This is a genomic window from Natrinema gelatinilyticum (assembly GCF_024266705.1).
Classification (GTDB): Archaea; Halobacteriota; Halobacteria; order Halobacteriales; family Natrialbaceae; genus Natrinema; species Natrinema gelatinilyticum.
The window spans coordinates 1,846,522-1,872,512 of the sequence record NZ_CP100756.1; the positions used below are offsets into that span (position 1 = coordinate 1,846,522).

24 protein-coding genes are annotated in these 25,991 nt (G+C 62.6%); 10 read left to right on the forward strand and 14 right to left on the reverse strand.

Going from position 1 to position 25,991, the window contains the following annotated elements; genetic code table 11:
* The first annotated feature begins 3 nt into the window (after positions 1 to 3).
* The 3 genes from NJU76_RS09050 (at position 4) to NJU76_RS09060 (ending at position 1,784) form a co-directional block, all read left to right on the forward strand.
* The gene (locus NJU76_RS09050) at positions 4 to 429 is read left to right on the forward strand and encodes a NusA-like transcription termination signal-binding factor (protein ID WP_254527715.1); all 426 of its coding nucleotides are present in this window, start codon (positions 4 to 6) and stop codon (positions 427 to 429) included.
* A gap of 315 nt (positions 430 to 744) precedes the next feature.
* Positions 745 to 1,173: a 30S ribosomal protein S12 gene (locus NJU76_RS09055; RefSeq protein WP_049951550.1), complete on the forward strand. Its 429-nt coding sequence runs from the start codon at positions 745 to 747 to the stop codon at positions 1,171 to 1,173.
* 2 nt (positions 1,174 to 1,175) lie between these two features.
* The gene (locus NJU76_RS09060; RefSeq protein WP_254527717.1) at positions 1,176 to 1,784 is read left to right on the forward strand and encodes a 30S ribosomal protein S7; all 609 of its coding nucleotides are present in this window, start codon (positions 1,176 to 1,178) and stop codon (positions 1,782 to 1,784) included.
* A 384-nt stretch (positions 1,785 to 2,168) separates the two neighbouring features.
* On the opposite strand, the gene NJU76_RS09065 is transcribed toward NJU76_RS09060, so the two are convergent.
* From NJU76_RS09065 to NJU76_RS09080, 4 genes are all read right to left on the reverse strand, one after another.
* Positions 2,169 to 4,247: a hypothetical protein gene (locus NJU76_RS09065; RefSeq protein ID WP_254527719.1), complete on the reverse strand. Its 2,079-nt coding sequence runs from the start codon at positions 4,245 to 4,247 to the stop codon at positions 2,169 to 2,171.
* 88 nt (positions 4,248 to 4,335) lie between these two features.
* Positions 4,336 to 5,034 (reverse strand): DUF7504 family protein, encoded by a 699-nt coding sequence (locus NJU76_RS09070; protein WP_254527721.1) that lies wholly within the window; start codon positions 5,032 to 5,034, stop codon positions 4,336 to 4,338.
* Positions 5,035 to 5,182: 148 nt separating this feature from the next.
* Entirely contained in the window at positions 5,183 to 5,938 is a 756-nt protein-coding gene (locus tag NJU76_RS09075; RefSeq protein WP_254527722.1) for a DUF5781 family protein, read from the reverse strand.
* Positions 5,939 to 5,992: 54 nt separating this feature from the next.
* Entirely contained in the window at positions 5,993 to 6,136 is a 144-nt protein-coding gene (locus NJU76_RS09080) for a hypothetical protein (protein WP_254527724.1), read from the reverse strand.
* Positions 6,137 to 6,331: 195 nt separating this feature from the next.
* Here NJU76_RS09080 and NJU76_RS09085 point away from each other — a divergent pair, with 195 nt between their 5' ends.
* Complete coding sequence (locus NJU76_RS09085) at positions 6,332 to 8,518, forward strand: elongation factor EF-2 (protein WP_254527731.1); 2,187 nt, start codon at positions 6,332 to 6,334, stop codon at positions 8,516 to 8,518.
* 340 nt (positions 8,519 to 8,858) lie between these two features.
* Here the strand turns inward: NJU76_RS09085 and serS are convergent, their stop codons facing one another.
* Complete coding sequence (gene serS / locus NJU76_RS09090) at positions 8,859 to 10,238, reverse strand: serine--tRNA ligase (RefSeq protein ID WP_254527735.1); 1,380 nt, start codon at positions 10,236 to 10,238, stop codon at positions 8,859 to 8,861.
* 125 nt (positions 10,239 to 10,363) lie between these two features.
* On the opposite strand from serS, the gene NJU76_RS09095 reads away from it, so the two are divergent.
* Entirely contained in the window at positions 10,364 to 11,578 is a 1,215-nt protein-coding gene (locus NJU76_RS09095) for a potassium channel family protein (RefSeq protein WP_254527737.1), read from the forward strand.
* A 21-nt stretch (positions 11,579 to 11,599) separates the two neighbouring features.
* Here NJU76_RS09095 and NJU76_RS26880 read toward each other — a convergent pair whose 3' ends face one another.
* The 5 genes from NJU76_RS26880 to NJU76_RS09120 all read right to left on the reverse strand — a co-directional run bounded on the left by NJU76_RS26880 (position 11,600) and on the right by NJU76_RS09120 (position 14,318).
* Positions 11,600 to 11,755: a PIN domain-containing protein gene (locus NJU76_RS26880; RefSeq protein ID WP_256566658.1), complete on the reverse strand. Its 156-nt coding sequence runs from the start codon at positions 11,753 to 11,755 to the stop codon at positions 11,600 to 11,602.
* A 310-nt stretch (positions 11,756 to 12,065) separates the two neighbouring features.
* Complete coding sequence (locus tag NJU76_RS09105; RefSeq protein ID WP_345781948.1) at positions 12,066 to 12,584, reverse strand: magnesium transporter; 519 nt, start codon at positions 12,582 to 12,584, stop codon at positions 12,066 to 12,068.
* Positions 12,585 to 12,754: 170 nt separating this feature from the next.
* Positions 12,755 to 13,330 (reverse strand): magnesium transporter, encoded by a 576-nt coding sequence (locus tag NJU76_RS09110; RefSeq protein WP_254527748.1) that lies wholly within the window; start codon positions 13,328 to 13,330, stop codon positions 12,755 to 12,757.
* Between the two features lie 140 nt (positions 13,331 to 13,470).
* Positions 13,471 to 13,896, reverse strand: coding sequence for a fluoride efflux transporter CrcB (gene crcB, locus NJU76_RS09115; RefSeq protein ID WP_254532446.1), 426 nt, complete (start codon positions 13,894 to 13,896; stop codon positions 13,471 to 13,473).
* 14 nt (positions 13,897 to 13,910) lie between these two features.
* On the reverse strand, positions 13,911 to 14,318 hold the full coding sequence (locus NJU76_RS09120) for a CrcB family protein (RefSeq protein WP_254527750.1): 408 nt from the start codon (positions 14,316 to 14,318) through the stop codon (positions 13,911 to 13,913).
* Between the two features lie 299 nt (positions 14,319 to 14,617).
* Between NJU76_RS09120 and NJU76_RS09125 the strand changes: the two genes are divergently transcribed.
* From NJU76_RS09125 to NJU76_RS09145, 5 genes are all read left to right on the forward strand, one after another.
* The gene (locus NJU76_RS09125; RefSeq protein ID WP_254527751.1) at positions 14,618 to 15,535 is read left to right on the forward strand and encodes a cation diffusion facilitator family transporter; all 918 of its coding nucleotides are present in this window, start codon (positions 14,618 to 14,620) and stop codon (positions 15,533 to 15,535) included.
* 275 nt (positions 15,536 to 15,810) lie between these two features.
* Entirely contained in the window at positions 15,811 to 16,734 is a 924-nt protein-coding gene (locus tag NJU76_RS09130) for an MBL fold metallo-hydrolase (RefSeq protein WP_254527752.1), read from the forward strand.
* A gap of 193 nt (positions 16,735 to 16,927) precedes the next feature.
* Positions 16,928 to 18,874, forward strand: coding sequence for an AMP-dependent synthetase/ligase (locus tag NJU76_RS09135; protein ID WP_254527753.1), 1,947 nt, complete (start codon positions 16,928 to 16,930; stop codon positions 18,872 to 18,874).
* Positions 18,875 to 19,109: 235 nt separating this feature from the next.
* A complete protein-coding gene (locus NJU76_RS09140; protein WP_254527758.1) occupies positions 19,110 to 20,993 on the forward strand; it encodes a cation:proton antiporter domain-containing protein in 1,884 nt (627 codons plus the stop codon).
* A 216-nt stretch (positions 20,994 to 21,209) separates the two neighbouring features.
* Complete coding sequence (locus tag NJU76_RS09145; RefSeq protein WP_254527760.1) at positions 21,210 to 22,895, forward strand: aldehyde ferredoxin oxidoreductase family protein; 1,686 nt, start codon at positions 21,210 to 21,212, stop codon at positions 22,893 to 22,895.
* A 29-nt stretch (positions 22,896 to 22,924) separates the two neighbouring features.
* On the opposite strand, the gene NJU76_RS09150 is transcribed toward NJU76_RS09145, so the two are convergent.
* The 4 genes from NJU76_RS09150 to NJU76_RS09160 all read right to left on the reverse strand — a co-directional run bounded on the left by NJU76_RS09150 (position 22,925) and on the right by NJU76_RS09160 (position 25,804).
* Positions 22,925 to 23,683 carry a TraB domain-containing protein gene (locus tag NJU76_RS09150; protein WP_254527762.1) on the reverse strand — a complete coding sequence of 253 codons (759 nt, stop codon included), beginning with the start codon at positions 23,681 to 23,683 and terminating at the stop codon, positions 22,925 to 22,927.
* Between the two features lie 93 nt (positions 23,684 to 23,776).
* Positions 23,777 to 24,115, reverse strand: coding sequence for a hypothetical protein (locus tag NJU76_RS09155; protein ID WP_254527764.1), 339 nt, complete (start codon positions 24,113 to 24,115; stop codon positions 23,777 to 23,779).
* Positions 24,116 to 24,212: 97 nt separating this feature from the next.
* Positions 24,213 to 24,389, reverse strand: coding sequence for a DUF1272 domain-containing protein (locus NJU76_RS27015; RefSeq protein WP_425604263.1), 177 nt, complete (start codon positions 24,387 to 24,389; stop codon positions 24,213 to 24,215).
* 278 nt (positions 24,390 to 24,667) lie between these two features.
* Positions 24,668 to 25,804 (reverse strand): thiolase family protein, encoded by a 1,137-nt coding sequence (locus tag NJU76_RS09160; RefSeq protein WP_254527766.1) that lies wholly within the window; start codon positions 25,802 to 25,804, stop codon positions 24,668 to 24,670.
* Positions 25,805 to 25,991: the final 187 nt, after the last annotated feature.

Consider the following 25,991-nt stretch of genomic DNA (forward strand, 5'->3'; position numbering starts at 1 on the left):
TCGATGGGGGTAATCCTCGACGATGCCGCACGGCGATTTCTCGCCGCATTCGAGGACATCACGGGTGTCGACGGTCGAGATTGCCTCGTCACCGAGGGCAGCGATCGATTGGTGATCGTCGTCGAAAGTGGTGGGATGAGTGACGCGATCGGCCCCGGTGGCCGGACGGTCCAGCGGTTCGAGGAACGTGTCGACGCGCAGGTCCGTCTCGTCGAAGACGCGGACGACCCCGAAGAATTCGTCGCGAATACGTTCGCGCCCGCGGCCGTGTACAACGTCACCATTAGCGAGAACACCGACGTCGTCGCCTACGTCGAGGTCGCCGAGGGTGACCGCGGCATCGCGATCGGAACGAACGGGCGGACGATCACCGCCGCACGACGGCTCGCTGCCCGTCACTTCGGGATCGACGACATCCAGCTTACCTGACCGACGTGATTACTCGTTCGTGGCTGTTTTTCGTGCTGTTGCTGTCTCTCGTTCATCGCTGATTCGTGCTCGGCGCCGTGTTTCGCCATCTGTGGCCGACGCTCGTTTGTCGAGGCTGCGATCATCGCCCGTCTTCGCTGACTCGCGTTCGGTTTCCTCCGTCGAGCACAGCGGTGCTCCTCGTTGCTCCGGCCGTAACTCGAGCCAGCGAAACGTCCTCAGATCCGGCGAGCGGGGTACGTCGAGCTATCTCGAGCCGTCGTACCGATTCGAAACGGGCTGCTTAAGTGCCTTCGTCGGATACCGACGGGTACTATGGCAAACGGCAAATACGCCGCGCGCAAGCTCAAGAAGGATCGCCAGAATCAGCGGTGGTCCGACTCGGACTACGCGCGTCGCGCCCGTGGACTTCGCGAGAAGTCCGACCCGCTCGAGGGCGCACCACAGGCCCGCGGAATCGTACTCGAAAAGGTCGGTATCGAGGCTAAACAGCCGAACTCGGCGATCCGAAAGTGTGTCCGGGTTCAGTTGATCAAGAACGGAAAGCAGGTCACCGCATTCTGCCCCGGCGACGGCGCGATCTCGTTCATCGACGAACACGACGAAGTCACCATCGCCGGGATCGGCGGGGCGAAGGGTCGTGCGATGGGCGACCTTTCCGGTGTCAACTACAAGGTAGACAAGGTAAACGGCGTCGCCATGAAGGAACTAGTCCGCGGGAACGCGGAGAAACCGGTGCGATAACCATGGCTGCAGAAGATCAACCGGACCCGGATGCGCCAGCAGGCGGTGCGGACGTGTCAGCGAAGCTCTTTGGCACGTGGGAAATCGACGAAATCGAGTATGCCGACCCATCGACGGAGCGCTACATTACGGTGACTCCCGTCGCGCACACTGCGGGTCGCCACGCAAGCAAGCAGTTTCAGAAGTCCCAGGTCTCGATCGTCGAGCGCTTCATCAACCGCTTGATGCAGACCGAAGAGAACACGGGCAAGAAACAGCAGTCGCTCAATTACGTCCGTGATGCGTTCGAGCTCATCCACGACCGCACCGAGGAAAACCCCATCCAGATCCTCGTCACGGCCGTCGAGAACGCGGCACCGCGGGAAGAGACTGTCCGCCTCAAGTACGGTGGCATCTCGGTTCCGAAGGCCGTCGACGTCGCCCCGCAGCGACGCGTCGATCAGGCGCTGAAGTTCCTCGCCGAAGGCGTTCACAACGACTCGTTCAAGACGGCAACGACCGTCGAGGAAGCTATCGCCAGCCAACTCGTCGGCGCGGCTAACTACGACGTCCAAACCTACGCCATCAGTCAGAAAGAAGAAAAAGAGCGCGTCGCGGCTGCCGCACGCTAACGCGATCGGTCTGTCTGTTTCGGTTTTCTGGCCCGTTTCACCGTCGTACGTGTACGCTTCGTCTGAATTGTTCGTCGAACCCCATATCGGATACGTAAACGACATATTCGGTCGAGAACGTCTGCGCTGTCCGTCACGCCACCGGACCCGAATCGATCGCGTTTCGATCACTAACGCCGAGAATAATAGTATGTATTCCTTGTATGTGCTGTTAAAATAAACTAATTATAATATAGTGATTGATATCGGATAAACTATGGTGGATTCCACTCAATACTTGAAACGCAATCCACGAATGGTTAGTGATTTATACGCCTGGGTGCGCCCAGCGCGGGCGGAACTCGGTATCGCAGCGAACGGCGGGCTGTTCACCGGTCCGTGACGTTACGACTCCGATGGCAGGATATCCCCACTCCACTGGAGTGACCCGTCGAGTAGAACGGGGAATTGACCCTGGGCGAAAAATTCCTCGAGTTGTGATGTAGACACTGAAAGCCGTTCCGTATCACGGGGCAGAACGTAGTACGAAGTGACCGGGTCGAGATATGGCGAAAAGATACAGCCTCGTTTGATTTCTGCTGACGTATACATGCGTATATCCGCAGCGATACTGTCCCCATTTCGGGTAACGATACACACGTTCGGGATTCCGGTTTCAGATTGCGCTATCGTCGTTCGCCCGTCACCGACCATCACGTACTGCTGGCCGACGACGCTGTCTTCACGAGCGATATCCAGTGCAGCGTAGAGCGGGAAGCCGAGATTGAGCAATCGAGCGATCGTACTGCCGATGCAAATTGCACTGCTGTTTGTGACGTTTCCGAGCGTCACGATTCCACCGATGCTTCCAGCAGCGACGAGAGCCAGCCCCTGATCGTGCGACTGACACGCGTTTAGCAAGAACGCCTTCGCACCGACGGTATCGACTGTTGTGGCGTCCAGTCTCCCGTTCGAACACTGGAACCCGGTTTCGTCGATGTGGCCGATATAGTGCAGAAAGTCGCTCTTGATCGCCAGCACGTCTGTGAGTTCGGCCCGCGTGAGGTCGTAGTGGGCCGTGATTTCGAAGGGCAACTCCTCGCGGGCTCCGTATGTCCCGTTGACGCTCTCGAGTTCCGTGCGCATATCCGGATCGTTACAGATACATTCGATTTCGATCGGACCGTCTTTCGGCGTCCGGCCAATGTTGTTTTCGTACGCTCCGAGGGGAGTAGTGCTGACGATCTCCGAGTCGTTGATGCCGGTCCAGACTTGCTGCAGGGTGGCTAGTTGGGGCGGACCCGTCGATGGGGTGTCGGCCGCAGTACCGCGACCAGTTCGTGTCCGAGCACGGGTGACCGGATCGCTCCGAGTGAACGCTTCGATCGTCTGTTCCACGCGTGATTCCTGCGACGACGGCGCTGTCTCGCTCGCTTCGGTACTGACGATTGCGAGGTCGTTAGCGATGAACGGGAGGAATCTGACGGTCTCGGCGGCCGATTCGAGTCTCGTCTCGAATCCCCAGTCTGGAAGATGTGGTTCCACGGTCGGGTACGGCGTCTCTAGATACGTTTCGATCCGTTCGGCGAGACATTGGTCGTACGCGGTTGCGATGTCGAACGGAAGGGCCGGTTCGATCACCTGCCGCTCGTACAACTCGAGCGGCGTCTTGCCCTCGGTCCGAACGACGCAATCGAGAAAGAACACCTGTTGTAGCGCGCGCGCCACCGACGATTCGAACCCGTCCGCGGTATCGAGCGCGTAGGTGTACCCCCGGTCGGTGACGATCTCGGGTTCCGAACCGGAACCAACGCTCGCACCGAGATAGTACGCGAGTGGTGCGACGACGAATACGTGGCGGAGTGTGTCCGGGACGTCTATCCGAACGCCGTGGTCGGTACGGTCGAACTCGTCGGAAACGTGCAATTCGCTTCCGAGTTCGAGGCGTGGCGGGTGGCCGCGAAGTGTCGAGTAGGATCGCTCGGGCGCTGTCGTTTGTAGTTCCTGTCCGAAGACGGACACCGCCGCCATCACATCGGTGGGGTCTGCTGTCGTCGTGATCGTCCCGGCCGGCCGCTCGTGGAACGATCGTGCCCCGAGAATCACGTCCGTCTTCCCGTCGAACGCGACGTACGTGTGATCGGTATCCGAAAAGATACGCACTGCGCTTTCGATGCGGACGTAGATCTTCAGTGGGCCTGACAGATCCAGCGTGTACTCGTCAGGCCGAAACGCTACTCGTTCGGTGGGAGGCACCTCGGCGACCATCATCCCGTTGGCGTTGCGGACGATAATACTCTCGGCCGCCGGTAACTCGATCGACCGTGCCGTAAACCGTACGACCGATCCGGTCGGGAAATCGATCTGATCGGTGGACGCCGGCTCGAGCGAGATCGACTCGTCGATCGTCAGCTGATATCGGTGGCGCTCGATCGGATCGATGATCTCGACTCCCGTTCGGCTCGGCTCAAATTTCGGCGTCATTGAAACTGACGATCGGGTCGTGAGGCGTTCGTCGGACCGTTTGTCGTGAGTCGCTGGATCTGAACGCGAGGGACGGAATGCGGGGCCGTTATTTCGTCGTTATCGAGAGCCACCCGGACGAGTGTGTACCATCGTCTATCATCCATCGTTCCTGGTGCTCGCCGTGCTGTTCTCGAAGTTCGACGACGACGTCGAACAGTGGCGAAAGAACCGGGACAATTTTGGCGGTGCGCTCCACTGGCAGGTGATAGTGTACCATCCCGCTGACGTCTCGTGTTCGTCCGTTGGTCAGGTGGAGAAACTTGAAGATCCGTTTTCTGCCGTACTCTTCGAGTAGCGGAAGGACCGAATCGACACCGACTCTGAGTTCCGCGGGCTCGAGCCCGTCTGCGTCGTGTTCGAAGGAATCGATCGCCCTGGAGATGGCCAGGCCGAGGTCCGCGAGCGCGTCGACTTCGGTCGGCGACGACGAGATGGACGAATCGCTCGTCGAACGACTCGCGGCGGTGGTGCGTGCCTGGGCGTCGTAGCTGATCATCGAGAGCGTCTCCGAGTCGGCATCATCGGCGAGTTTCGCGAGTTGGTTTGTCTCGCTGGTCGTCGAGATAAGAACGCGTCGTCGGGCCTTTTCTGCTCCTCGCCCCAGGAGTCGCCGGCACGTGTCTCGCCGATGATCGGGTCGGACGGAGCCGACGACGAGGATGCTCGCCCCGTGGCGTTTCAATCGCGATAGCTCGTTGGAGAAGCCGTCTTCGCTCGTCTTCGCACGGCCCGGTCCAGCGATCATTACTGGTATGTTACAGACAGTTATCACCTCAATCAATAAATGTTCGGGTCGAAGTATCGCGTTTTCCGTTCCGGTCGTCGGCGACGGCATCCCGGGATTTCGGACGGGTTCGTCCGGTGAATCGGAACGGTGATGCCGCCCGTCGCGGTCAATCAGCGGCCGGTCCGTCGCCGCTGACGTACGAACGAGTCGCGTCGACGAGCACCTGACGGTAGGTACTCGCATCCGGTTCGCGGGCGAGTTCACGGAACCGACGCTTGAACTCCCCGAACTCGATCTCCGGTGCGTCCATCGCGGCCGCGTGAGTGAGGTCGTAGAGCCGGTGGTCCTCGTCGACGAGATCGTGTCGTTCCGCGAGGGCGAGCGCGAACGCAGCGTTCACCGCCGTTATCTCGGGATCGGCGCTGGGGGAGAGGCGCTCGAGTCCCGGGCGAGGTGGCGTTTCGGGGCGGTCGGCGATGGCAATCGCGAGACTCGACTCGAGAAACGACAGGAGTTTCTCGCCGGGGCCGACCGAGAGGGTGATGTCGTCGGCGTAGATGTCTTTCATGTGGTTTGCGATCTGATAGCAGTGAGAGAGTTTGCGCCGCTCGACGCTGCGGCCGGCCAGCGCAAGATAGAGGACTTCTTCGGTCGACTGGGTGTGGGACGGGTGTTGTTGTTCGTGACGGGCCATGTGGGCGAACTCGTGGAGGGCGAGTTCGCGGGCCATAGCCGACGATGCGGCCTGTCTCGAGATATTGAGGACGTGATGGTCGTCGTAGTGGGCCGCCCAGGTTCGTTCGTCGGGGTCGTCCCGCAGGTGGACGTGAACCGGCAGGGAGAGATCGTGTTCGGTTTCGAAGAGGCCCCGGGCGCTGAGAAATGGTGTGGTTGGGCCCGGACCCTGGACGCGTATATCCATGCTTGTCCGTACCAAGGCTTCCAGCGGTATTACAGTGACGACTGCGGTAAGCGGTCACAGACTGGGGTCGCACTGTTCACTGCGGCGGCGCTGGTCGCTCGAGTCGGTCGGTTCCGGGTCTTCCCCTGGCAACGAGAGCGCGAGTTCCGAACAGTCGGCGATCGCGCCGATGATCGATGCTGTGCCGAGTGTTCGCAAGAGCGCTCGACGATTTGTAGGATCGTCCCGACGGGATGATACGACCACGGCATCGACGATTCGATCCCGGCGACCAACTGCGTGGCATTCACTCACGCAAACGTGACATTCCGGCGTTCGGACGGGGGTAGCCGACGAAATTCGGTGGCGACGAAACACTACCCTTTTGACCCCGCTGGCGGTAATGGGGTGTATATGGGCCGACGCAAGAAAATCGTCCAAGAGTGTGAACGGCTGATGGACGAACCGGAGAACATCCGGAACATCGCCATCGCCGCTCACGTCGACCACGGCAAAACGACACTTTCTGACAATCTCCTCGCCGGTGCGGGCATGATCTCGGACGAGACTGCCGGCGAACAGCTCGCGATGGACACCGAAGAAGATGAGCAGGAACGTGGGATCACCATCGACGCGGCGAACGTTTCGATGACCCACGAGTACGAGGGGACCAATCACCTCATCAACCTCATCGACACACCCGGTCACGTCGACTTCGGTGGCGACGTCACGCGAGCGATGCGAGCCGTCGACGGTGCGCTCGTGGTCGTCGACGCCGTCGAAGGGGCGATGCCCCAGACCGAAACGGTGCTGCGACAGGCGCTGCGCGAGGGCGTCAAGCCGACACTGTTCATCAACAAGGTCGACCGTCTCATCTCCGAACTCCAGGAAGGTCCCCAGGAGATGCAGGAGCGACTGCTTTCGGTCATCCGCGACGTCAACGAACTCATCCGCGGAATGACCGAAGATAGAGACGACGTCGACGACTGGACCGTCTCCGTCGAGGACGGCACCGTCGGCTTCGGGTCCGCACTCTACAAGTGGGGCGTCTCCATGCCGTCGATGCAGCGCACCGGGATGGACTTCGGCGACATCATGGAACTCGAGCGCAACGACCAGCGCCAGGAGCTCCACGAGCGGACGCCGCTGTCCGACGTCGTCCTCGACATGGTCTGCGAACACTTCCCGAACCCTGTCGACGCCCAGCCTCGTCGTATTCCACGCATCTGGCGCGGCGACGACGAGTCCGACCTCGCCGAGTCCATGCGTCTCGTCGACGAGGACGGCGAGGTGGTCTTCATGGTCACCGACATCGCCATGGACCCGCACGCCGGCGAAGTCGCCTCCGGCCGCGTCTTCTCGGGGACCCTCGAGAAGGGCCAGGAACTGTACGTTTCCGGAACCGCGGGCAAGAACCGCGTCCAGTCCGTCGGCATCTACATGGGCGGCGAGCGCGAGGAAGTCGATGAAGTGCCCGCCGGGAACATTGCGGCAGTCACTGGCCTCAGGGACGCCATCGCTGGCTCGACCGTCTCGAGCATCGAGATGACGCCGTTCGAGTCGATCGAACACATCTCGGAACCGGTCATCACCAAGAGCGTGGAGGCCCAGAGCATGGACGATCTGCCGAAGCTCATCGAGACCCTTCGACAGGTGTCCAAGGAGGACCCCACCATCCAGATCACGATCAACGAGGACACCGGCGAGCACCTGATCTCCGGGCAGGGCGAACTCCACCTCGAGGTCATCACCCAGCGGATCGAGAAGAACCAGGGCATTCCGGTCAACACCGGCGAACCGATCGTCGTCTTCCGTGAGGCGCCCCAGGAGCCCAGCGATCAGGTCGAAGGAATCTCGCCGAACCGCCACAACCGCTTCTACATCTCTATCGAACCGCTGTCGGACGAACTCGTTGACACGGTCAAGAAGGGCGAGGCGTCGATGGACATGCCCGAGCAGGAACGCCGAGAAGCCCTGCAGGACGCCGGCATGGACAAAGACGACTCCCAGAACGTCGAGCACATCCACGGCTCGAACATCCTGCTGGATCAGACGAAGGGTATCCAGCACTTGAACGAGACGATGGAGTTGTTCATCGAGGGACTCGAGGAGGCCATCGACAACGGCCCGCTGGCTAACGAGCCAGTGCAGGGGGCGCTCATCCGCCTGCACGACGCCAAGCTCCACGAGGACACCATCCACCGCGGTCCGGCACAGGTCATCCCGGCGACCCGCGAGGCTGTCCACAAGGCGCTGATCGACGCGAAGATCAAGATGCTCGAGCCGATGCAGGACGTCCGCATCGACGTGCCGAACGACCACATGGGCGCCGCCTCCGGCGAAATTCAGGGTCGACGCGGCCGCGTCGATGACATGTACCAGGAAGGAGACCTCATGGTCGTCGAGGGCATCGCGCCCGTCGGCGAGATGATCGGCTTCGCCTCGGACATCCGCTCTGCAACCGAGGGTCGCGCATCCTGGAACACCGAAAACGCCGGCTTCGAAGTCATGTCTGACTCGCTCCAGCGCGAGAAGATCATGGAGATCCGCGAGCGCAAGGGCATGAAACTCGAACTGCCGCCGAGCGTCGACTACATCTAAGTCTAAGCACCTTTTTCCTCCTCGGGTGCGCTCACTTCGTTCGCGCACCGCTCGGAGCAAAAATCTGCATCAAAAAGGCCGCTCGCGTCTACGACGCTCGCGGTACAATACCTGGACTGCCAGTCCAAACTATTGCTAGACGTTTGTGTTTGGACGTTCAAATCGCACGTGACCATGGCTCGATAGCCGGAACCGGAACGTCTCGTGGGAATATTTTCACCGGGCGAGGTTGAAGACGCACGAAACGAAGCCGAGCGATTCGGCGGCCGTGACCGAGCCGGATTACGGTAGGCGCGAAACGCCTTCGAAGAGTGAGCTACCGCTGTTCAGTTTCCGTTCGTCACTCCCGCTCGCCGGCACCCAATGCGCTCTCGCCGACCTTCTCGTGGCCCTCGATGACCTCCTTGTCGCCCATGTACGGCTGTAGCGCTTCGGGAATCGTCACCGTCCCGTCCTCGTTCTGGTAGTACTCGAGGATCGCGACCATAACCCGGGGAATCGCGAGCCCGGAGGCGTTCAGGGTGTGCAGGTACTCGGCCGATTCGTGGCGCTCGGGGCGGTAACGCAGGCCGGCCCGTCGAGCCTGGAAGTCCTCGAAGTTCGAGGCCGAGGAGACCTCGAGCCAGCGGCCGCCCTCCTCGGGACCGTCGTCCATGTCGTCACCGGGGGCCCAGACCTCGATGTCGTAGGTCTTCGCGCTGGCGAAGGTCAGGTCCCCGGTACAGAGCTCGAGGATGCGATAGGGGAGTCCGAGCTGTTTGAGGACCTCCTCGGCCTCCTCGAGGAGAGTCTCGAGCCGGTCGTAGCTCTCCTCAGGGGCGACGAAGTTGACGAGCTCGACCTTGTTGAACTGGTGAACGCGGACGATGCCGCGGGTTTCGGTGCCGTGTTCGCCGGCCTCGCGCCGGAAGTTCGGCGTGTACGCCTGGTGTTTGAGCGGGAGGTCGTCCGCCAGGAGGATCTCGTTCGCGTACATGTTGGTGACGGGAACCTCCGCCGTGGGGCAGAGCCAGAGGTCTTCGTCGTCGTATTCCTCCTCGTTGCTGCCGCCGAGTCGATACGCGTCGTCGGCGAACTTCGGCAGTTGGCCGGTGCCGCGCATGGACGCGCTTTTGACCGGAATCGGCGGGAACAGGTCCATGTACCCCTGCTCGCGGTGGATGTCCATCATGAACTGGATCAGGGCGTGCTCGAGGCGGGCGCCGTCGCCTTTTAGGAAGTAAAAGCCCGAACCGGTCGTCTTGGCCGCGCGCTCTTCGTCGATAACGTCCAGTTCCTCGCCGAGGTCGTAGTGGGGCGTCACCTCGTCGGGGAGGTCGCGCAGGTCGTCGAACCCCCAGCGCCGGGCTTCGACGTTGTGGCGTTCGTCGAGTCCCAGCGGGACGCTCTCGTGTGGAACCTGTGGAATCTCGAGCATCCGCTCTCGGAGTTCGTCCTGGAGGTCGGCGCCTTCCGATTCGACGTCCTCGATTTCGGATTTGAGTTCTCGCGAGCGCTCGAGGGCTTCCTCTCGCTCTTCGTCTTTCCCTTCAGCCACGAGCGTCCCGATCTTCTTGGTTATCTGGTTGCGTTCGTGGCGGAGGTCGTCACCTCGCGCTTTCAGTTCGCGCCATCGTTCGTCGAGTTCGAGTACCTCGTCTATGTCGACGTCGGCCCCGCGGTTCTCGAGGGCGTCGCGCACCTCGTCGGGATTCTCGCGCAGATACGTCCGATCGAGCATTGGTACTGCTCGTTCGTTCTCTGTGCCCGGGCAAAACCGTGTCGGAAGGTCGCGTCGCCCGTTCGATGGCCGACGTCGGCCGATGGCGGGAAACGCTTTTTTCGCGGGGCTTCGTCTCTGGGGGCATGGACCCGCTCGAGGGCGAGACGCCGTCGACCCCGATCGAGTACGAGCCAGTCAGCGTCAAGGACGTGCTCGTGGAGATGAAAGACACCGCGGAGCTGCTGATCGACCTCTCGTACTCGGCGGTCCTCCACCGTAGCGAGGAACTCGCGACGGAGGTGCTCAAGTTAGAAGAACGAATGGACGTCCTCGAACTCCGCGCGCGGATGAGCCTCCTGATGGCCGCTCGAAAGCCGGCGGACGCGGAACAGCTCGCGCCTGTGCTGGGTATCGTCGGCGCGGCGGACGGAATCAGCGACGCCGCCGGCGACATCGCGAAGATCGTCCTCGACGAGACGGGACTGCCCGACGCGATGCGAGCGGCGCTGCCCGAGGCGGCTGAGATGCTGGTTCGAGGCGTCGTCGCCTCGGACTCGCCCTATGCGGGTCGGACCCTAGGGGACATCGACCTCGAGTCCGAGACGGGCGTCCGCGCGATCGCGCTCCGGCGGGGGAGCGATTGGCTGCTCAACCCGGGACCGAACACGCGGATCGAGGCCGACGACGTGGCCTTGCTCCGCGGGCCCGACCCGTCGATCGGGGAGGTCTACGAACGACTGACCGGTGAGGGCTACGAACCACCGATCGTCGAGACGCCCGACATCGACGACCTCGAGCGGGCAGTGGATACCATCGTGCACATGAAAGACTTCTCCGAACTGGCGGTCGATCTGGCCTACAGCAGCGTGCTGTTCGACAGCGAGGAACTCGCGGAGGAAGTTCGCAACATCGAGGTCGAGGTCGACGCGATGCAGTCCCGGTTCGAGGCCTGGACGCTCCGGGCGGCCGCCGACGCGGCGGATCCGATCGTCCTGCGCGGATTGATCCAGCTCGGCAGCAGTACGGAGGTGATCAGCGACGCGGCGATCGAGATCAGCGAGGGCGTCCTTCGAGATATCGACGTCCATCCGGTCGTACAGCAAGCCGTCCAGGAGAGCGACGAGATCATCACCCGCGTCGCGGTCGAACCGGGAAGCGACCTCGACGGCACCGGGGTGACGGCGGGTGTCCCCGACGCCGACTCGACGATGTCGGTGATCGCCATCCGCCGGCCCGGTGACGGCTGGCTACTGGTCGCAGACGCCGACGCCGAGTTGCGCGGCGGCGACGTGCTCATCTCGAAGGGAACGCGGACGGCCGCGGCTGCGTTCCGCGAGCTAGCGTCGGCGACGTCGTGACTGTCCGTCGTTATGAGACGGTCAGGTAAACGGATTGCTCGGAGTGGCCAGTCGGACGAGTCCATCGATGGCATCGAAGTCGGTATCGAACGAGTACAGCGAGTCGATATCCGTTCGGTCCATATATGCCGCAATCGTTGCATCGACGAAGGAGAGTGACGGGTACCGACGGAACAGCGCCTATGCAGCGTTGAAGTCGACTCGAGGCGCGTGGATAATTTCGAAGTGTGTCCCGCGTCGACCGGCTCAAAGTCATCGAACACGCCTTCGCGCTGGTGTACGATCTCGACGGCCAACGTCTCTTCCTCGATGATGTTCCAGCGGGGCTTATCGCTGGCGCCGATACCAAGGTGGCGACGAATCTCCGCAGGGATCGTCCCCATCCCGCGGTCGCTCACCTTGGTCTCTTCGGGCGCGTCTTCGGCGGCCATATGTGTCGATACAGGCGTTGTCGCCGTACGTGTTTCTCTACAAGTGGCTATGAAATTCAGTTCAACACGACGAGCGCGACCCCCGAGAGGACGATCACCCCGAGAATATCACAGAGGTTCGTCACCACCGGGATCGTCGTGTCGTCCGGGTCGAGCCCCCAGGTATACGAAATGTAGGTCGCGACGAGGCTCAACATGATCGCGATCACGGCCAGCAGCATGCCGCTGACGATCGAGATGACGAGCAGATCGACGAGGGCCATCGGTTGGGCGATAATCCGGCCGACGAGCCAGGCCGCGACGCCGAGTACCGAAAAGACGGTCGCCGCCAGTCCCAGGATCGCCGTCACGTTCGTCCACAGCACCTCGTCCCGCGGATCGAACTCGAGCAGCCCCAGGTGGAGCCGTGTCGAGAGCCGCGAGGAGAGGATCGCACCGAGGTTGCCACCCATCCCGATCATCACGGGGACGAGGACCAGCAACGTCGGATTGCCGAGGTATGTCTGTTGGAGTTCCTCGAGGACGTACCCTGATCCCATCTCGAGCATCGAGAGGGCGATCAGGATCGGGAGCATCGTGCCCACGATGCTACGGATCGACCAGGCGTCGAGCGAGTCGTCCGAACCCGCGGCGCCGAGCGAGTCGTCCGAACCCGCGGCGTCGAGCGTCTCGAACGAGTCGCCGGCCTCGTGCGTTTCGACCGAACCGCCGCCCTCGAGCGAGTCGTCGGGGTCCGTGGCGGCCATCAGAACAGCACCCCGGCCACGGTGAGCGCGATGAAGAGGAAGAAGACGCCGAAGAAGTCGCCGAGCGTGGTGACGATCGGACCGATGAGGTTGTCGGGATCGAGGCCGTACTCGTAGCTCGCGAAGACGAGCGTCAGCATGCCGAAGATCAACGTCGTGGATGTCAGGACACCCGAGAGCAGCATGATCGAGACGAGTTCGACGAGCCTGGCGGATTCCCGTCCCAGCGCCTGTAGGATCCCCCACGAGAGCACGGCGATGAAAACCGATACGCTGATCCCGTTGATGTACGAGGCCGCGATCGCGTTGACCAGTCGCCGATCCCGTGAGAACGTGGGATCGATCATCCCCTGGTGGAGTCCGCTCGAGATGCGCGCCCCGAGCGCACCGTAGACGTTCCCGCGGGTCGCGAGAAACGCGGGCAGCAGCAATAGCATGCCAGGAAATCGCTCGAAGCCGCTCGTCATTCCTTCGGAACCGAGGACCGACCCTGCGAAGATCCCGCCGGCGAGGCTGACCACGAGGATCGGCAGCGACTCGCGGTAGATGCGCCACGCGGATTGGCGAGCCTCCATAGCGGCGTATTACGAAGTCCGAACATAAACCTACCGCGGGTCGAACGCGTTCCGATCGCTCGAGACCGCGGGGATCGGTACCGCTCCTGAACGAATGCGAACGTGTCTCGTCGTGTGAGGCGACGCGTCTCGAGCGAGCCCTAAAGAGGTACGGCGGCGACGAGGCCCCAGGCGAGACCGATGGCTACGAGCGAACACACGAGGTTGGCGGCGGCGTTGCCGACTGCGAGTGCTCGATCCCCGCGCTCGTAGAGGCGAACCGTTTCGACCGAAAAGGACGAGAAGGTCGTAAACGAGCCGCAAATCCCGGTTCCGACGAGTTGCAGCAGCGTCTCGTTCGCGCCCGCGAACACGACCAGCCCGAAGACGAAACTACCGACGACGTTGACCACGAACGTCGAAAGCGGAAACTGGGCGCTCGAAACCCGACTCGAGACGCGCCTGCCGACCCAGTGGCGAAAGACGGCACCGATCGCGCCGCCGGTCCCGACGATGTGGGCCGGTTCGGGATCGAGCGTGACGACACCGTCGGCGATCGGCCAGTGAAGGAGACCGCCGGTGACGATCGGTTCACTCGCGCTCACGCCGTCTCACCTCGAGTGGGACGGGGCTCTTCGACTCGGCGCGCGATCGTCCGCCCGACGAGGACACCCCCGATTCCGAGGCCGTAGTTCGCGGCGATGATTCCGGCGACCGCGAGTGGTCCCGTCGCGAACGCGGTTTGCAGCGCAAACGTACTGTAGGTCGTCAGCGAGGAGAGAAAACCGGTCGCGAAAACGGTCCGCGTCCGCCCCCCGATGTGGCCCGCGTACTCGGCCTCGTAGACCAGAAAGCCGAGAACGGCGCTCCCGAGGGCGTTGACGACGACGATCGAGGGAACCGCTGGGAGCGTTCCCATCGCGAACAACCGGAGGTTCGAGCCGGCGAAACCGCCGACTGCGACGAGTGTCAGCGTCTCGAGTCGAACGAGGGGATGATCGGCTGCCATAGATGGATGGTGACGAGGGGCCGTCAGTCGAGCGGTGTTCGGTTTGTTGGGGCATGGCGTATCGGACGTGCGCTGATGCCACCGCGCCTGCGGATCGCCCGCCGGTTGGATTGGGCGGACCCCATCGTCCGGATATCCCTCGACTCTCAACGGACCGGCATGAGCGTTGCGAAACCCAAATCTGCGTCTCCCGTCGCTCGTTTGGCAATTTCCGCCGTCGCTCGCGGGCGCGGGCTTCGCTCGCCTGCAGCCGACCGCGGAAGGAAAAGATCCAAGGTTAGACTGCCTCTAAACCGAGCATGGCTACGGACGGCGTTGGTATTACAGGTGGCCGGAGCGGGTTCGCGCGAGCGTCGTGGGCAAACGTTCTGGGTAACGTTGTCAAGATCGTCGTCGAGGGTGTCGCGGGGCTCGCCTTCGGCAGCGTCGCCTTGCTCGCGGACGCGGCCCACTCGCTCGCTGATCTCGTCGCCAGCGTCGTCGTCCTCGTCTGGGGCCAGAGCGCGTTCGACAGACCCGATGCCACCCATCCACACGGACACGACCGGATCGAACCGCTAACGGCGCTTTTCGTCGGTGCCGTTATCGCCCTGCTCGGACTCAACCTGCTCTACCGATCCGTCGAAGGGCTCGTCACCGGCACTGAGATCGAATTTAGCGTGCTCCTGCTTGCTGCACTCGGCTTCGCGATCGTCGACATGTACCTCGTCTACCGCTACACCATCGGCGTCAACGAACTCCTCCAGTCGCCCGCGCTCGCGGCGCTCGCGAGGGACTGCCTGAACGACATTTACACCTCGATCGCGGCGATCGCCGGTGTTCTTGGCGTTCTGGCAGGCTATCCGGTGCTCGATCCCGTCGCCGGCGGCCTCGTCAGTCTGCTAGTCGTTTATCAGGGCGTCGAGATCGGCAATGAGAACGTCGATTACTTGATCGGCGCCGCGCCCGACCCCGAGAAGAGCGGGGAGATAACGACCGTCCTCCGCCGGCACCCGACCGTCGAGGGGGTCCACGACCTGGCGGTGTTCTACGACGGGACCTCCCTCGAGGTCGAGGTCCACGTCGAAGTCGACGGCGACATGCCGTTCCGCGAGGCTCACGACATCGAATCGGAACTGGTCGATCGCCTGCGGGCGATAGAAGACGTCGGGGACGCACACGTCCACCTCGATCCCTCGGGCATCGGTGAGTGGAAAGAGTCGGCTGACGACCCCTGATCAGTCGCCGCTATCGGACGCGCCCTCGGCACCGTCTGGTGGACACGCGGTCGCGTCACGACGAAGGGACTGCCACCAGGCCCCGTCTCCGCGAGGTCCGCGAGACCGAGTGTCTCGCTCGATGACGAGACGCGAAGCGTCTCGAACCACGCGATCCCGAGTCGGTTCACCGTATTAAAGGGGGGAGGGTGTACCGTCTGTAACGGCCCACCACACTGCCACGTCGATTCGCCGCGACCGAGAGCTTTTATCCCGTCCCCGGACAGGGTACCGATATGGAAGTCGGAGACGTTCGCGAAGTCACGACCGGTACGTGTTCGGATCTCTACTACCTCGATACGGGAATGTACGAGACGAGTGAGTACGGTGCCGTCTACATCATCGACGACGACGACCGTCCCGCCGTCGTCGATACCGGTATCGGCACGAACTACGACCTGCTGGCGGACGCACTCGCCGACGTCGGCATCGAACGAGACGACCTTGCGGTAATCGCCGTCACCCACATTCACCTCGACCACGCCGGCGGTGCTGGCTTTCTCGCACGCGACTGTCCGAACGCGGACGTCTACGCCCCGGCAATCGGGGCCGACCACTTGATCGATCCATCGCAGCTGGTCGCGGGGACGAAACGCGCCGTCGGCGACCAGTGGGACTACTACGTGGAACCGGAGCCGGTCCCCGAGGATCGGATCGTCCCGATCGAGGACGGTGACGTCATCGACCTCGGTGCCCACGAACTGCGCGTCCACGCGACCCCCGGCCACGCGCCCCACCAGGTCGTCTTCGAAGACCCCGGGAACGATGCGGTCTTCGTCGCTGACGCCGCTGGTATCTGGGTTCCCGAAACGGAGGAGATCAGAGAGACGTCACCGCCGTCCCAGTTCGACCTCGAGCAGTGTCTCGAGGACGTCGAGACCCTCAAAGAACTCGATCCGGACGTCTTTCTCTATTCGCACTTCGGACCCCGTTCAGTCGGTGACGACGCAGGACCGGCGCTCGAGGAGTACGCGACCGTCCTGTCGAAGTGGGTCGCGGCGGTCGAGTCGAAACGCGACGAAGTCGCGGACGACGAGGCGGTGATCGAACACTTCGTCGACTCGGCGGCGATGGACGACGTCTGGGGTGAAGCGAAATCGAGTGCGGAGACCGAGAAGAACACTCGCGGCGTGCTGGGCTATCTCGAGCGTCGGGAGTGAGCAGCAGCTCGGGCGGTGGAGGAAGCGGACGGTCGACCTTCGACGCGATAGATCACTCCGTCCGATTCCGATAATCGTCCGTTTTCGGTCATTTCAGCCGTTTTTTAACGATAATATGGCCGACAATAAACTCGAGAACGGATGAATTCCGTTTCATCACATTTTATCGCATGGGAGATTCTCCCATACGTATATGGACTGGAGGGATGCCGAACGGGAGTACGAAGACGAAGTCACCGAGGAGACGACGCTCGCGCAGATGTACGAAGACTCGGCCGAGCGTCATTCGAATCGGCCGGCACAGAAGTACAAGGGAGGAATCTTCGATCGATCGCTGACCGACTCGGTCCTGACCGCTGCGGATCCTGGTGAGTACCGGACGATTTCGTACGCGGAGATGCGCGATATCGTCCGGAAACTGTCCACCGGGTTCGTGGACCTGGGAGTCGAGAGGGGAGACCGTATTGGACTCTTCGCGAACACGCGCATGGAGTGGGCACAGTGTGACTTCGCCTTGCTCGGGGCCGGCGCCGTCGTCACGACCGTCTACCAGAGCTCCTCACCCGATCAGGTTCGGTACCTGCTCGACGATCCGGGTGCCGACGGCGTCGTCGTCGAGAACGAAACGCTCCTCGAGCGGGTCCTCGACGTCGAGGACGGTCTCGACCTCGAGTTCATCGTCTCGATGGACGAACTCGAGGGCTACGACGACCGGGACGACATCTTCACCCTCGGGGAGGTACACGCCCGAGGCGAGGAGCGATTCGACCTCGATGCCTACGAGGACCGCATCGACGAGACGGAACTAGACGATCTGGCGAGCCTGATCTACACGAGCGGGACGACGGGCCAGCCGAAAGGCGTCCAGCTAACGCACGGCAACTTCCGATCGAACGTCAACGGCACCCGGAAGCGTTTCGGGCCGCGTCCCGACAAGGCCGAGGACATCCCGGCGATCGACGAGGAGGTGCTGGCGATGTCGTACCTGCCGCTGGCTCACGTCTTCGAGCGGACGGCCGGCCACTTCACCCTGTTCGCGAGCGGCGCCTGCGTCGCGTACGCGGAGAGTCCGGATACGCTGCAAGAGGACTTCAGCACGGTTCAGCCGACGGGGGCTACGAGCGTCCCCCGCGTCTACGAGAAGATTTACGACGCGATCCGTGAGGAGGCCAGCGGGTCGGCGGTGTCGAAACGGATCTTCGAGTGGGCGACGGACGTCGGTGTGGAGTACTACAAAGCCGACTCCCCCGGCTCGATTCTGAAGGCGAAGCAGGCGCTTGCGGACAAACTCGTCTTCTCGTCGGTCCGGGAGGCACTGGGTGGCGAAATCGAATTGCTCATCAGCGGCGGCGGGAGCCTCTCACCGGAACTGGCGCGATTATACCACGCGATGGGACTCCCGATCTACGAAGGGTACGGGCTGACCGAGACCGCACCCGTCGTCTCGACGAATCCGCCCGAGGCCGTGAAGATCGGAACGATCGGGCCGCCGCTGTTCAACGTCGACGTGAAAGTCGACGAGACCCTCGCCGACCAGGAGGCCTTCGTCGACGACGAAGGCGAGGTCGGCGAACTCCTCGTGAACGGTCCGAACGTCACGCAGGGCTACTGGAACAAACCCGGGGCGACCCAGAGTGCGTTTACTGAAGATGGCTGGTTCCGAACCGGCGATATCATCCACATTCGGCCCGACGGCTACCTCGAGTTCCGCGACCGCGTCAAACAGATCATCGTCCTCTCGACGGGGAAGAACGTCGCGCCGGGGCCGATCGAGGACGCCTTCGCCGCGAGCGAGGTCGTCGAGCAGGCGATGGTCGTCGGCGACGGCGAGAAGTTCATCGGTGCGTTGCTCGTCCCGAACACGGATCACATTCGCTCGTGGGCCGAGGAAGCCGATATCAACCTCCCCGACGATCCCCAGGGGATGTGCGACGACGACCGGGTTCGCGAACACGTCCAGCAGGAGGTCGACCGGGTCAACGAGGAATTCGAGAAACACGAAACGATCAAACGGTTCGAACTCGTTCCCCGGGAGTTCACCGAAGAAAACGACATGCTCACCCCGACGATGAAGAAGAAGCGACGTGTTATCATGGACCGATTCGAAGATCGCGTCGACCGAATGTACGGAGACGAGTGATCGAGAACGGATTTCGACAGACCCCGTCGATCGACCCCTCGCTTTTGACCGTTTTGTCAGTTGCTGCGCTTGCACTGTTCGGGTGGTAATCGTTCGCACCCGTTATGGCCCATTTTCCCTAGAATCATCGCACGAATCCCACAGTAGTTAACCGACTGGAGCGAGTACGACCGACACGAATGGACGTGCCAGCAGCGTCGCCGTGTCGATCGATTGCAGACCGAGAGTCGAACCTATGACGGGCGCAGAAGCGAGTGGAAATCTGCTCATACTGGTCGCCGCTATCGTCGGCCTCGGCGTCGTCTCACAGCTCCTTTCGGCACGGTTTCGTGTTCCAAGCGTTCTCTTTCTCATCGTTTCCGGGATCTTGATCGGCCCGGAAGGGTTGGGCGTGTTATCGGTCAGCTCGTTTGGCGAACAAAGCGGCCTTCCGACGATCGTCGGACTGAGCGTCGCGATCATCGTCTTCGAAGGCGCGTATCACCTCAAGATCGAAAAGCTACGAGAAGCGCCGAGGGCGGTGATCCGTCTGACGACCATCGGAGCGGCGATCGCGTTAGTGGGAACCGCCGTGACGGTCTGGTTCTTTCTCGGGGCCAGTTGGGAGATGGCGCTGATGATCGGCGCCCTCCTCGTTGCTACTGGACCAACGGTTGTCACGCCGATTCTGAAAGTCGTTCCCGTCCGCGATCGAGTCGCGGCGACACTCGAGACGGAAGGAATCATCAACGACGTGACGGCTGCGATCCTCGCGGTCGTCCTGTTCGAGGCGATGACCGAACAGGCGACTCCGAACGACTACTTGCAACTGTTTGCCGAACGGCTTGGGACGGGGTTGCTCGTCGGCGTCATCGTCGCCGTGATCGTCTGGGGGATACTTCAGTACGTCGATATCTCGCCCGACGATGCACCGCGAAACGCCCGGCTGCTTACGCTGGCTGGGGCGATCATCGCCTTCGGGACGGCCGATTACATCTTCCCCGAAGCGGGCGTCGCGGCCGCGGCGACGGCCGGGTTGATACTGGGCAACGCCGGTCTCCCCTACGAGAACGATATCGAGGCGTTCAAAGGCGACGTGACGCTGCTCGTCCTCTCGTTCGTCTTCATCACACTCGCCGCGTTGCTCGATTTCGACCGGCTGTTCGCACTCGGCCTCGGCGGCATAGCCGTGGTCGTGATCGTAATGCTGGTCCTGCGACCGCTGCTCGTCTTTCTGTCGACGTACGGTAGCCGGTTTACGGTCAGAGAGAAGCTGTTTATGAGCTTCGTCGGCCCGCGCGGGATTATTCCCGCGTCGGTCGCGACGCTATTTGCGATCCGGCTCCAGACGCCCGAACCGCCGACGAATCCGGCCGGAGCCGATCTCCTCGTGGGAACGGTCTTCCTCGTCATACTCGTGACCGTCGTCCTTGAGGGTGGGTTCGCCAGGCAGATCGCGGAAAAACTCGACGTCATACCTATGCGTGTACTCATCATCGGCGGCGGCCGCGTCGGCCGCTCGCTGTCAGAACGACTGGAAGCGCGCGGAGAAAACGTAGTCCTGATCGAGGAAGACCGTGCGGTCCTCGAGCAACTTCGTAACGACGGGTTCACCGCCCGCGAGGGCGACGGGACCGACGTGGAGGTGCTCCGCACGGCGGGTGCGGAGAACGCTCGGATCGTCGTCGCGGCGACCGGCGACGACGACGTGAACCTCCTCGTGGCGCAACTCGCACAATCGAACTTCGACGTGCAGACGGTGATCGCCCGGGCGAACAACCCCTCGAACGCCGCGGCGTTCGAGGACCTCGGCGTCGAGACTATTTCGGCGGCGGAGTCGACCGCGTGGGCGATCGATAACGTGATCGAACGGCCCGCGCTCTCGAACTGGATGTCCGAACTCGGCCGATCCGGCGACGTCCAGGAGATCGAAGTCACCGACGAGGACCTCGTGGGCAAGCAGATATCCGACATCGACGGGGAACTCCCGAACGGCGTTCTCATCGCGCTCGTGAGCCGGGACGGCATCAGCGAAGTTCCGTCTCCGGACGTCGAACTACAGCGAGGGGACCACATCACACTTATCGGTCGGACTGAGTCGGTCCGAGAGGCGATCCAACGCTGCGGAACGCCCGTCTAGTACTCACGTCGTCGTCGTCGTCTTCCGGGTCGACGTCGACGGACCTGTCCCTCGAGGCCCTCGATCGACGAATCGATCTTCGCCGTGGTCGGTTCCCGTTGCCGATGCCACGGTGATCGATGTCGTCGTCGGTCCATCGTCGACCGTTCGATACGGGCCCACCCGAGACTCGAAAAACCGATACCGTTTTGCGCGTGTGTCCTTCACTGTGGTACCATGAAACACGTACGTGGACCGCTGTGCTCGATCGACGTCGGCGACCGAACGGTCGAGACCGAAGCGATAGACGAAATCCTCGAGTCGTTCATCGGTGGGCGGGCGCTCGGGACGAAACTCGCCCACGATCGAATTCCGTTCGATGCGGACCCGCTGGGTTCGGAGAACCGGCTGTACTTCGCCACGGGCCCGATGCAACACTCGACCATGAGCTTTACGGGTCGGATGTCGGCGACCGGCGTCTCGCCGTTGACCGACGGGCTACTCTCGTCAAACGCGGGCGGGTTCCTCTCGCGGAACTTCACCGGCACGGGCTACAGTGCCGTCGAGATTACCGGCGCGAGCGACGAACTCGTCATCGTCCACGTCTCCGACGACGGTGTCGAATTCGAGCCCGTGCCCGACCTCGCCGAGGCGACCGTCTCGGAGACCTGTGAGTACATCGAGGACGAACATGGGTTCGGCTCGGAACACACCACAGTTATCGGCCCCGGCGGCGAGAACCAGGTTCGCTTCGCTTCGATCATGACCTCTCGAGAACGAGCCTTCGGCCGCGGCGGGCTCGGAGCGATCATGGGCTCGAAGAACGTCAAGGCGATCACCTTCGACGGCGACTCGACGCGTGACGTCGAGATTCCGCCGCTCCAGATGGAAATTCACGGCGAGGCAGCCAAAGCGGACCATCCGATGAAAGCCCAGGGGACCACCTCGGTCACGGAGTACGCGAACATGGTCGAAGCCCTGCCGACGCGGTACTTCACCGATACCTCCTTCGAGGGCGTCGAGGGAATCAGCGGCGACCGTGTCGAGGAAAAGAAGTACAAGAAAGGAACCTGTTCGGCGTGTGCGTTCGCCTGTAAACTCCCGACTCGAGACGAGGAGTCAGGCCTCGAGACCGAGGGCCCGGAGTACGAGACGGTCATGGCGTTCGGCTCGAACGCAGGTATCGACGACATCGTCGACGTGATGCAGTCGAACAAGCTCTGTGACGAGTACGGACTCGACACGATTTCGGCCGGCGACGTCGTCTCGGCGTACCTCAAAAGCGAAGACGAGTTCGGCAACGCCGATCTCATCCACGACCTCGTCGAGAAAATCGCGTATCGGGAGGGCGTCGGCGACACGCTCGCCGATGGAGTCGACCGCGTCCACGACGAACTCGGCGTCGAAAACTGGTCGGTCAAGGGCATGGAGTTTTCTGCTCACGACGGTCGTACCTTGAACGGGCAGGGGCTGGCCTTTGCCACCTCGAATCGCGGTGCGGACCACATGTACGCCGAGTTCTACCCCTACGAGTACCCGCTGGTCGACGCCGACGACGCGTTCGACAAGGGGGGTCTCGAGGACAAACCCCCGAAACTCGTCGAACTCGAGAACATCAATGCGATCAAGGACAGCGGCGTCATCTGTAAGTTCTCTCGGGACTTCGTGACGGAAGACCGCATCGCGACACTGCTCGACGCCGACTACGAGGAACTGCTCGAGGTCGGGGCCGAAGTCGTCTCGCTCGAGCGTCACTTCAACAACCAGCGCGGCTTCGACCGCGACGACGACCGACTCCCCTACGAGATTCCGGACTTCGAACGGGGACTGGAAGAGTACTACGACGAGCGCGGCTGGAACGACGACGGAACGGTCCCCGACGCAGCGTTCGAAGGCGGTCACGGCGCGCCGGCCGACGACTGAACGCGGTCGCCCTTCATTTTTGCCGCCCGCTACTGAATCGGAATCCGGGTCACCGACCGAGCGGGCGATCGAATCGGAACCGTCGTCGTCGGCGTTCCGTCTGCACCCGCTGCCTGGAGTTCCTCGAGCGTTCGCTCGATACCGTTGTGGTGGCCAGCGCCGATAACTGCGACGACGTCGTGTCCGTCGCGTCGGAGGACGTCGAGTCGCTCCGCCATGGCGCGGTCGCGCCGGTCGATCAGCACGGCTGTGACCTCGGGGAGCAGCCACCGCAGGTGGTCGATCGCCGGTTGCACGTCGTCGCCGCTTCGGATGTCTTTGAGCGGGAGCGAGAGCAATTCGGCCTGCGTCGCGTACTCCGCGGGCCCCATCGCCCCCATCCGGAACGCGACTTTCGGGAGCGTCTCCGGCCCGAGCCGACTCGAGAGTTCGCCGACGGTTTCAGCGATCGGATCGTCGATGAGCGCGACGTCGGTGTCCCGTTCAGCGGCGGTCTCGATGGCCGTTTCCATGTCGGTCTGTCCGGGGTCGAGCCCGTACAGCCGGACGACCGTCCGCTGGATCGCTTTCAGCGTGCTGTAGGCGACCGCGGTGACGGGTGGCAACTCCCGCGCCAGTTCAGCCGGCTCCGGGCGGTCGCGTCGCTCGAGGCGTTCGAAGCGCGATTCGTCGAGCTCGACGGCGACGAGGTCGGGGTCGGTCTCGCGGATGGTCGCACGGACGCGCCGGCGGTGCGTCTCGGAGAAGTGAACGCTGGGGACGAGGGTGATGGTGCCGTCGTTGGACATCTCGAATGCCGATTCGTCGGCGACACGCTTGAAACTATGATCGATCGTCGGCCGATCCGCAGCCGACCCGCTCTCTCGTTCGGATCGCCATCCCTACGAGCCGTCGTCGGCTCCGCCGTCGTCCCCGACGCCGTCGGTCGCCGGCGAGCGTCGATCGTCTCCGCGAGACGGCAGCGGACTGTCGTCGGCCCGCGAGGGGTGAATGTTGAAGTTGTTTCCCCGGTACGGATCGGTCTCGGGATCGTACGACAGCTCGCTGCGCTCGAACAGGTAGGTGAAAAAGCCGAGTATCGGGACGCAAAAGGTGATCGCCGCCCACTTCGCCGGCGGCTCGAGGCCAACCCGCCCGGCGTCGTAGTAGGCGATGGCGGTCAGGCCGAGGTGCCAGGCGAGTGGTATCCCAATGATCGCCGCCTGTAAGACCGTGCTCATACGCGACCAGACGGGCTCGATCCTTCTAAAGTAGTTGTCTCGTCATGACGTCTGCGTTCGTACGCTAACTCTCACGACGTCTGCCATCTCGGTCGGATCACGCGGGCGGTCGCGGTCGGCAGACGAGTTCGCCGCTGCAGTTCGGACAGACGGCGTCCAACTCGGCGGTGCAATCGGGACAGAACGTGCACTCGTACGCACAGATATAACTCTCATCGGATTTCTCGAGCGGGCGATGACACCGCTCACACTCGGATCTCATCTCGAGTGGCATGCGAGTACTGCGGCGTACGGCCGATGAATACGTGTACGTTACGGCTATTCGGTCGGAGACCGGACGAGTCGAATTCGTCTCGAACGTCCCCTCGGCGCGACCGCCGTCCGTCTCGGCCGTCGCTTTCGTTCACGGCTCGCGTTGCCCCCGTTTGCAATTTTGGTTCGCGTCGAATCGCACGTCTCGCTCACGGATTCATCGTTCGCTACGCAGTTCGAGGGAACCGAGAACTGCGATTCCCTCGCACAATCTGGACCACACGGTCCAGTGTAACGGGCTCAGTTGACGTCGAACTCGATCGCTGCACCCTGACCGAACCCGACACAGAGCGTCGCCAGGCCGAGGCCGCCGCCGCGTTTCTGGAGTTCGTGGATCAGCGTGACCGGCAGACGAGCACCCGACGCGCCGAGCGGGTGCCCGATGGCGATCGCACCGCCGTTGACGTTGAAAATCTCGGGATCGATGCCCAGTTCGTCGCGCGAGTACAGCGTCTGACTGGCGAACGCCTCGTTGAGTTCCACGAGGTCGTACTCGTCGATGTCGCGACCGGTGCGCTCGAGCAACCCGCGAGTCGACGGGACCGGGCCGATTCCCATGACGGTAGGGTCGACGCCGGCGACGTTGTTCTGACCGATCTCGGCCATGATCTCGAGGTCGTGTTCCTCGGCGAAGGCTTCGCTCGTCACGAGCAGCGCAGATGCGCCGTCGGAGATCTGCGAGGCGTTACCGGGTGTGACGGTGCCGTCTTCTTTGAAGACGGTCGGCAGGTCGGCGAGTTTCTCGGCTGTGGTGCCGGGACGGATCCCCTCGTCCTCCTCGACGGTTCCGTCGTCGGTCTCGATCGGGACGATCTCGTCGTCGAACCGTCCCTCCTCGGTGGCCTCGACCGCGTGCTGCTGACTCCGGGCGGCGTACTCGTCTTGCTCCTCGCGGCTGACGCCGTACTCCTCGGCTACTTTCTCGGCGGTCATCCCCATCTGGAGATCGCCGAGGTCGTACAGTTCGGCCAGTCGCGGGTGGATGTGCCCGATCCCTTCGCCCATCGGGACGCGAGTCATGCTCTCGACCCCGCCGGCGATGATCGCATCACGGTTGCCGGCCGCGATGGCGTCCGATGCGGAGATGACCGATTGCATCGAGGAGGCACACCAGCGGTTGATCGTCGTCGCCGGCACGCCCTCGCCGAGTTCCGAGAGGATGGCGATAACGCGCGCCAGGTTGTTGTCCTGCTCGCCGCGCTGCTGGGCACAACCCCACATCAGATCGTCGATCTCTTCGCCGGAGAGCCCGGTCTCGGCCAGGATCTCGTCGATTAGCGCCACCGAGAGGTCCTCGCTTCGGACGTCCGCGAACACGCCGTCTTCTTTCCCCTGTGGTGTCCTTACTGCCTTCACTACGACTGGTGTCTGTGACATGTACTACCGAATGTCCCTCACGAACTTAAGTCCGGTCGAACTCTCGAGGGCGGGCAAATCGTTTACTGGATTCCCGATGGAAATCACACTGGACGGGCCGGTGAGAACTGCGAGTGGGCGGCGAGGACCACTGATCACAACTCGTTCCCTCGACGACGCTGGCGCTGTTGATCGTTCGCGATCTGGG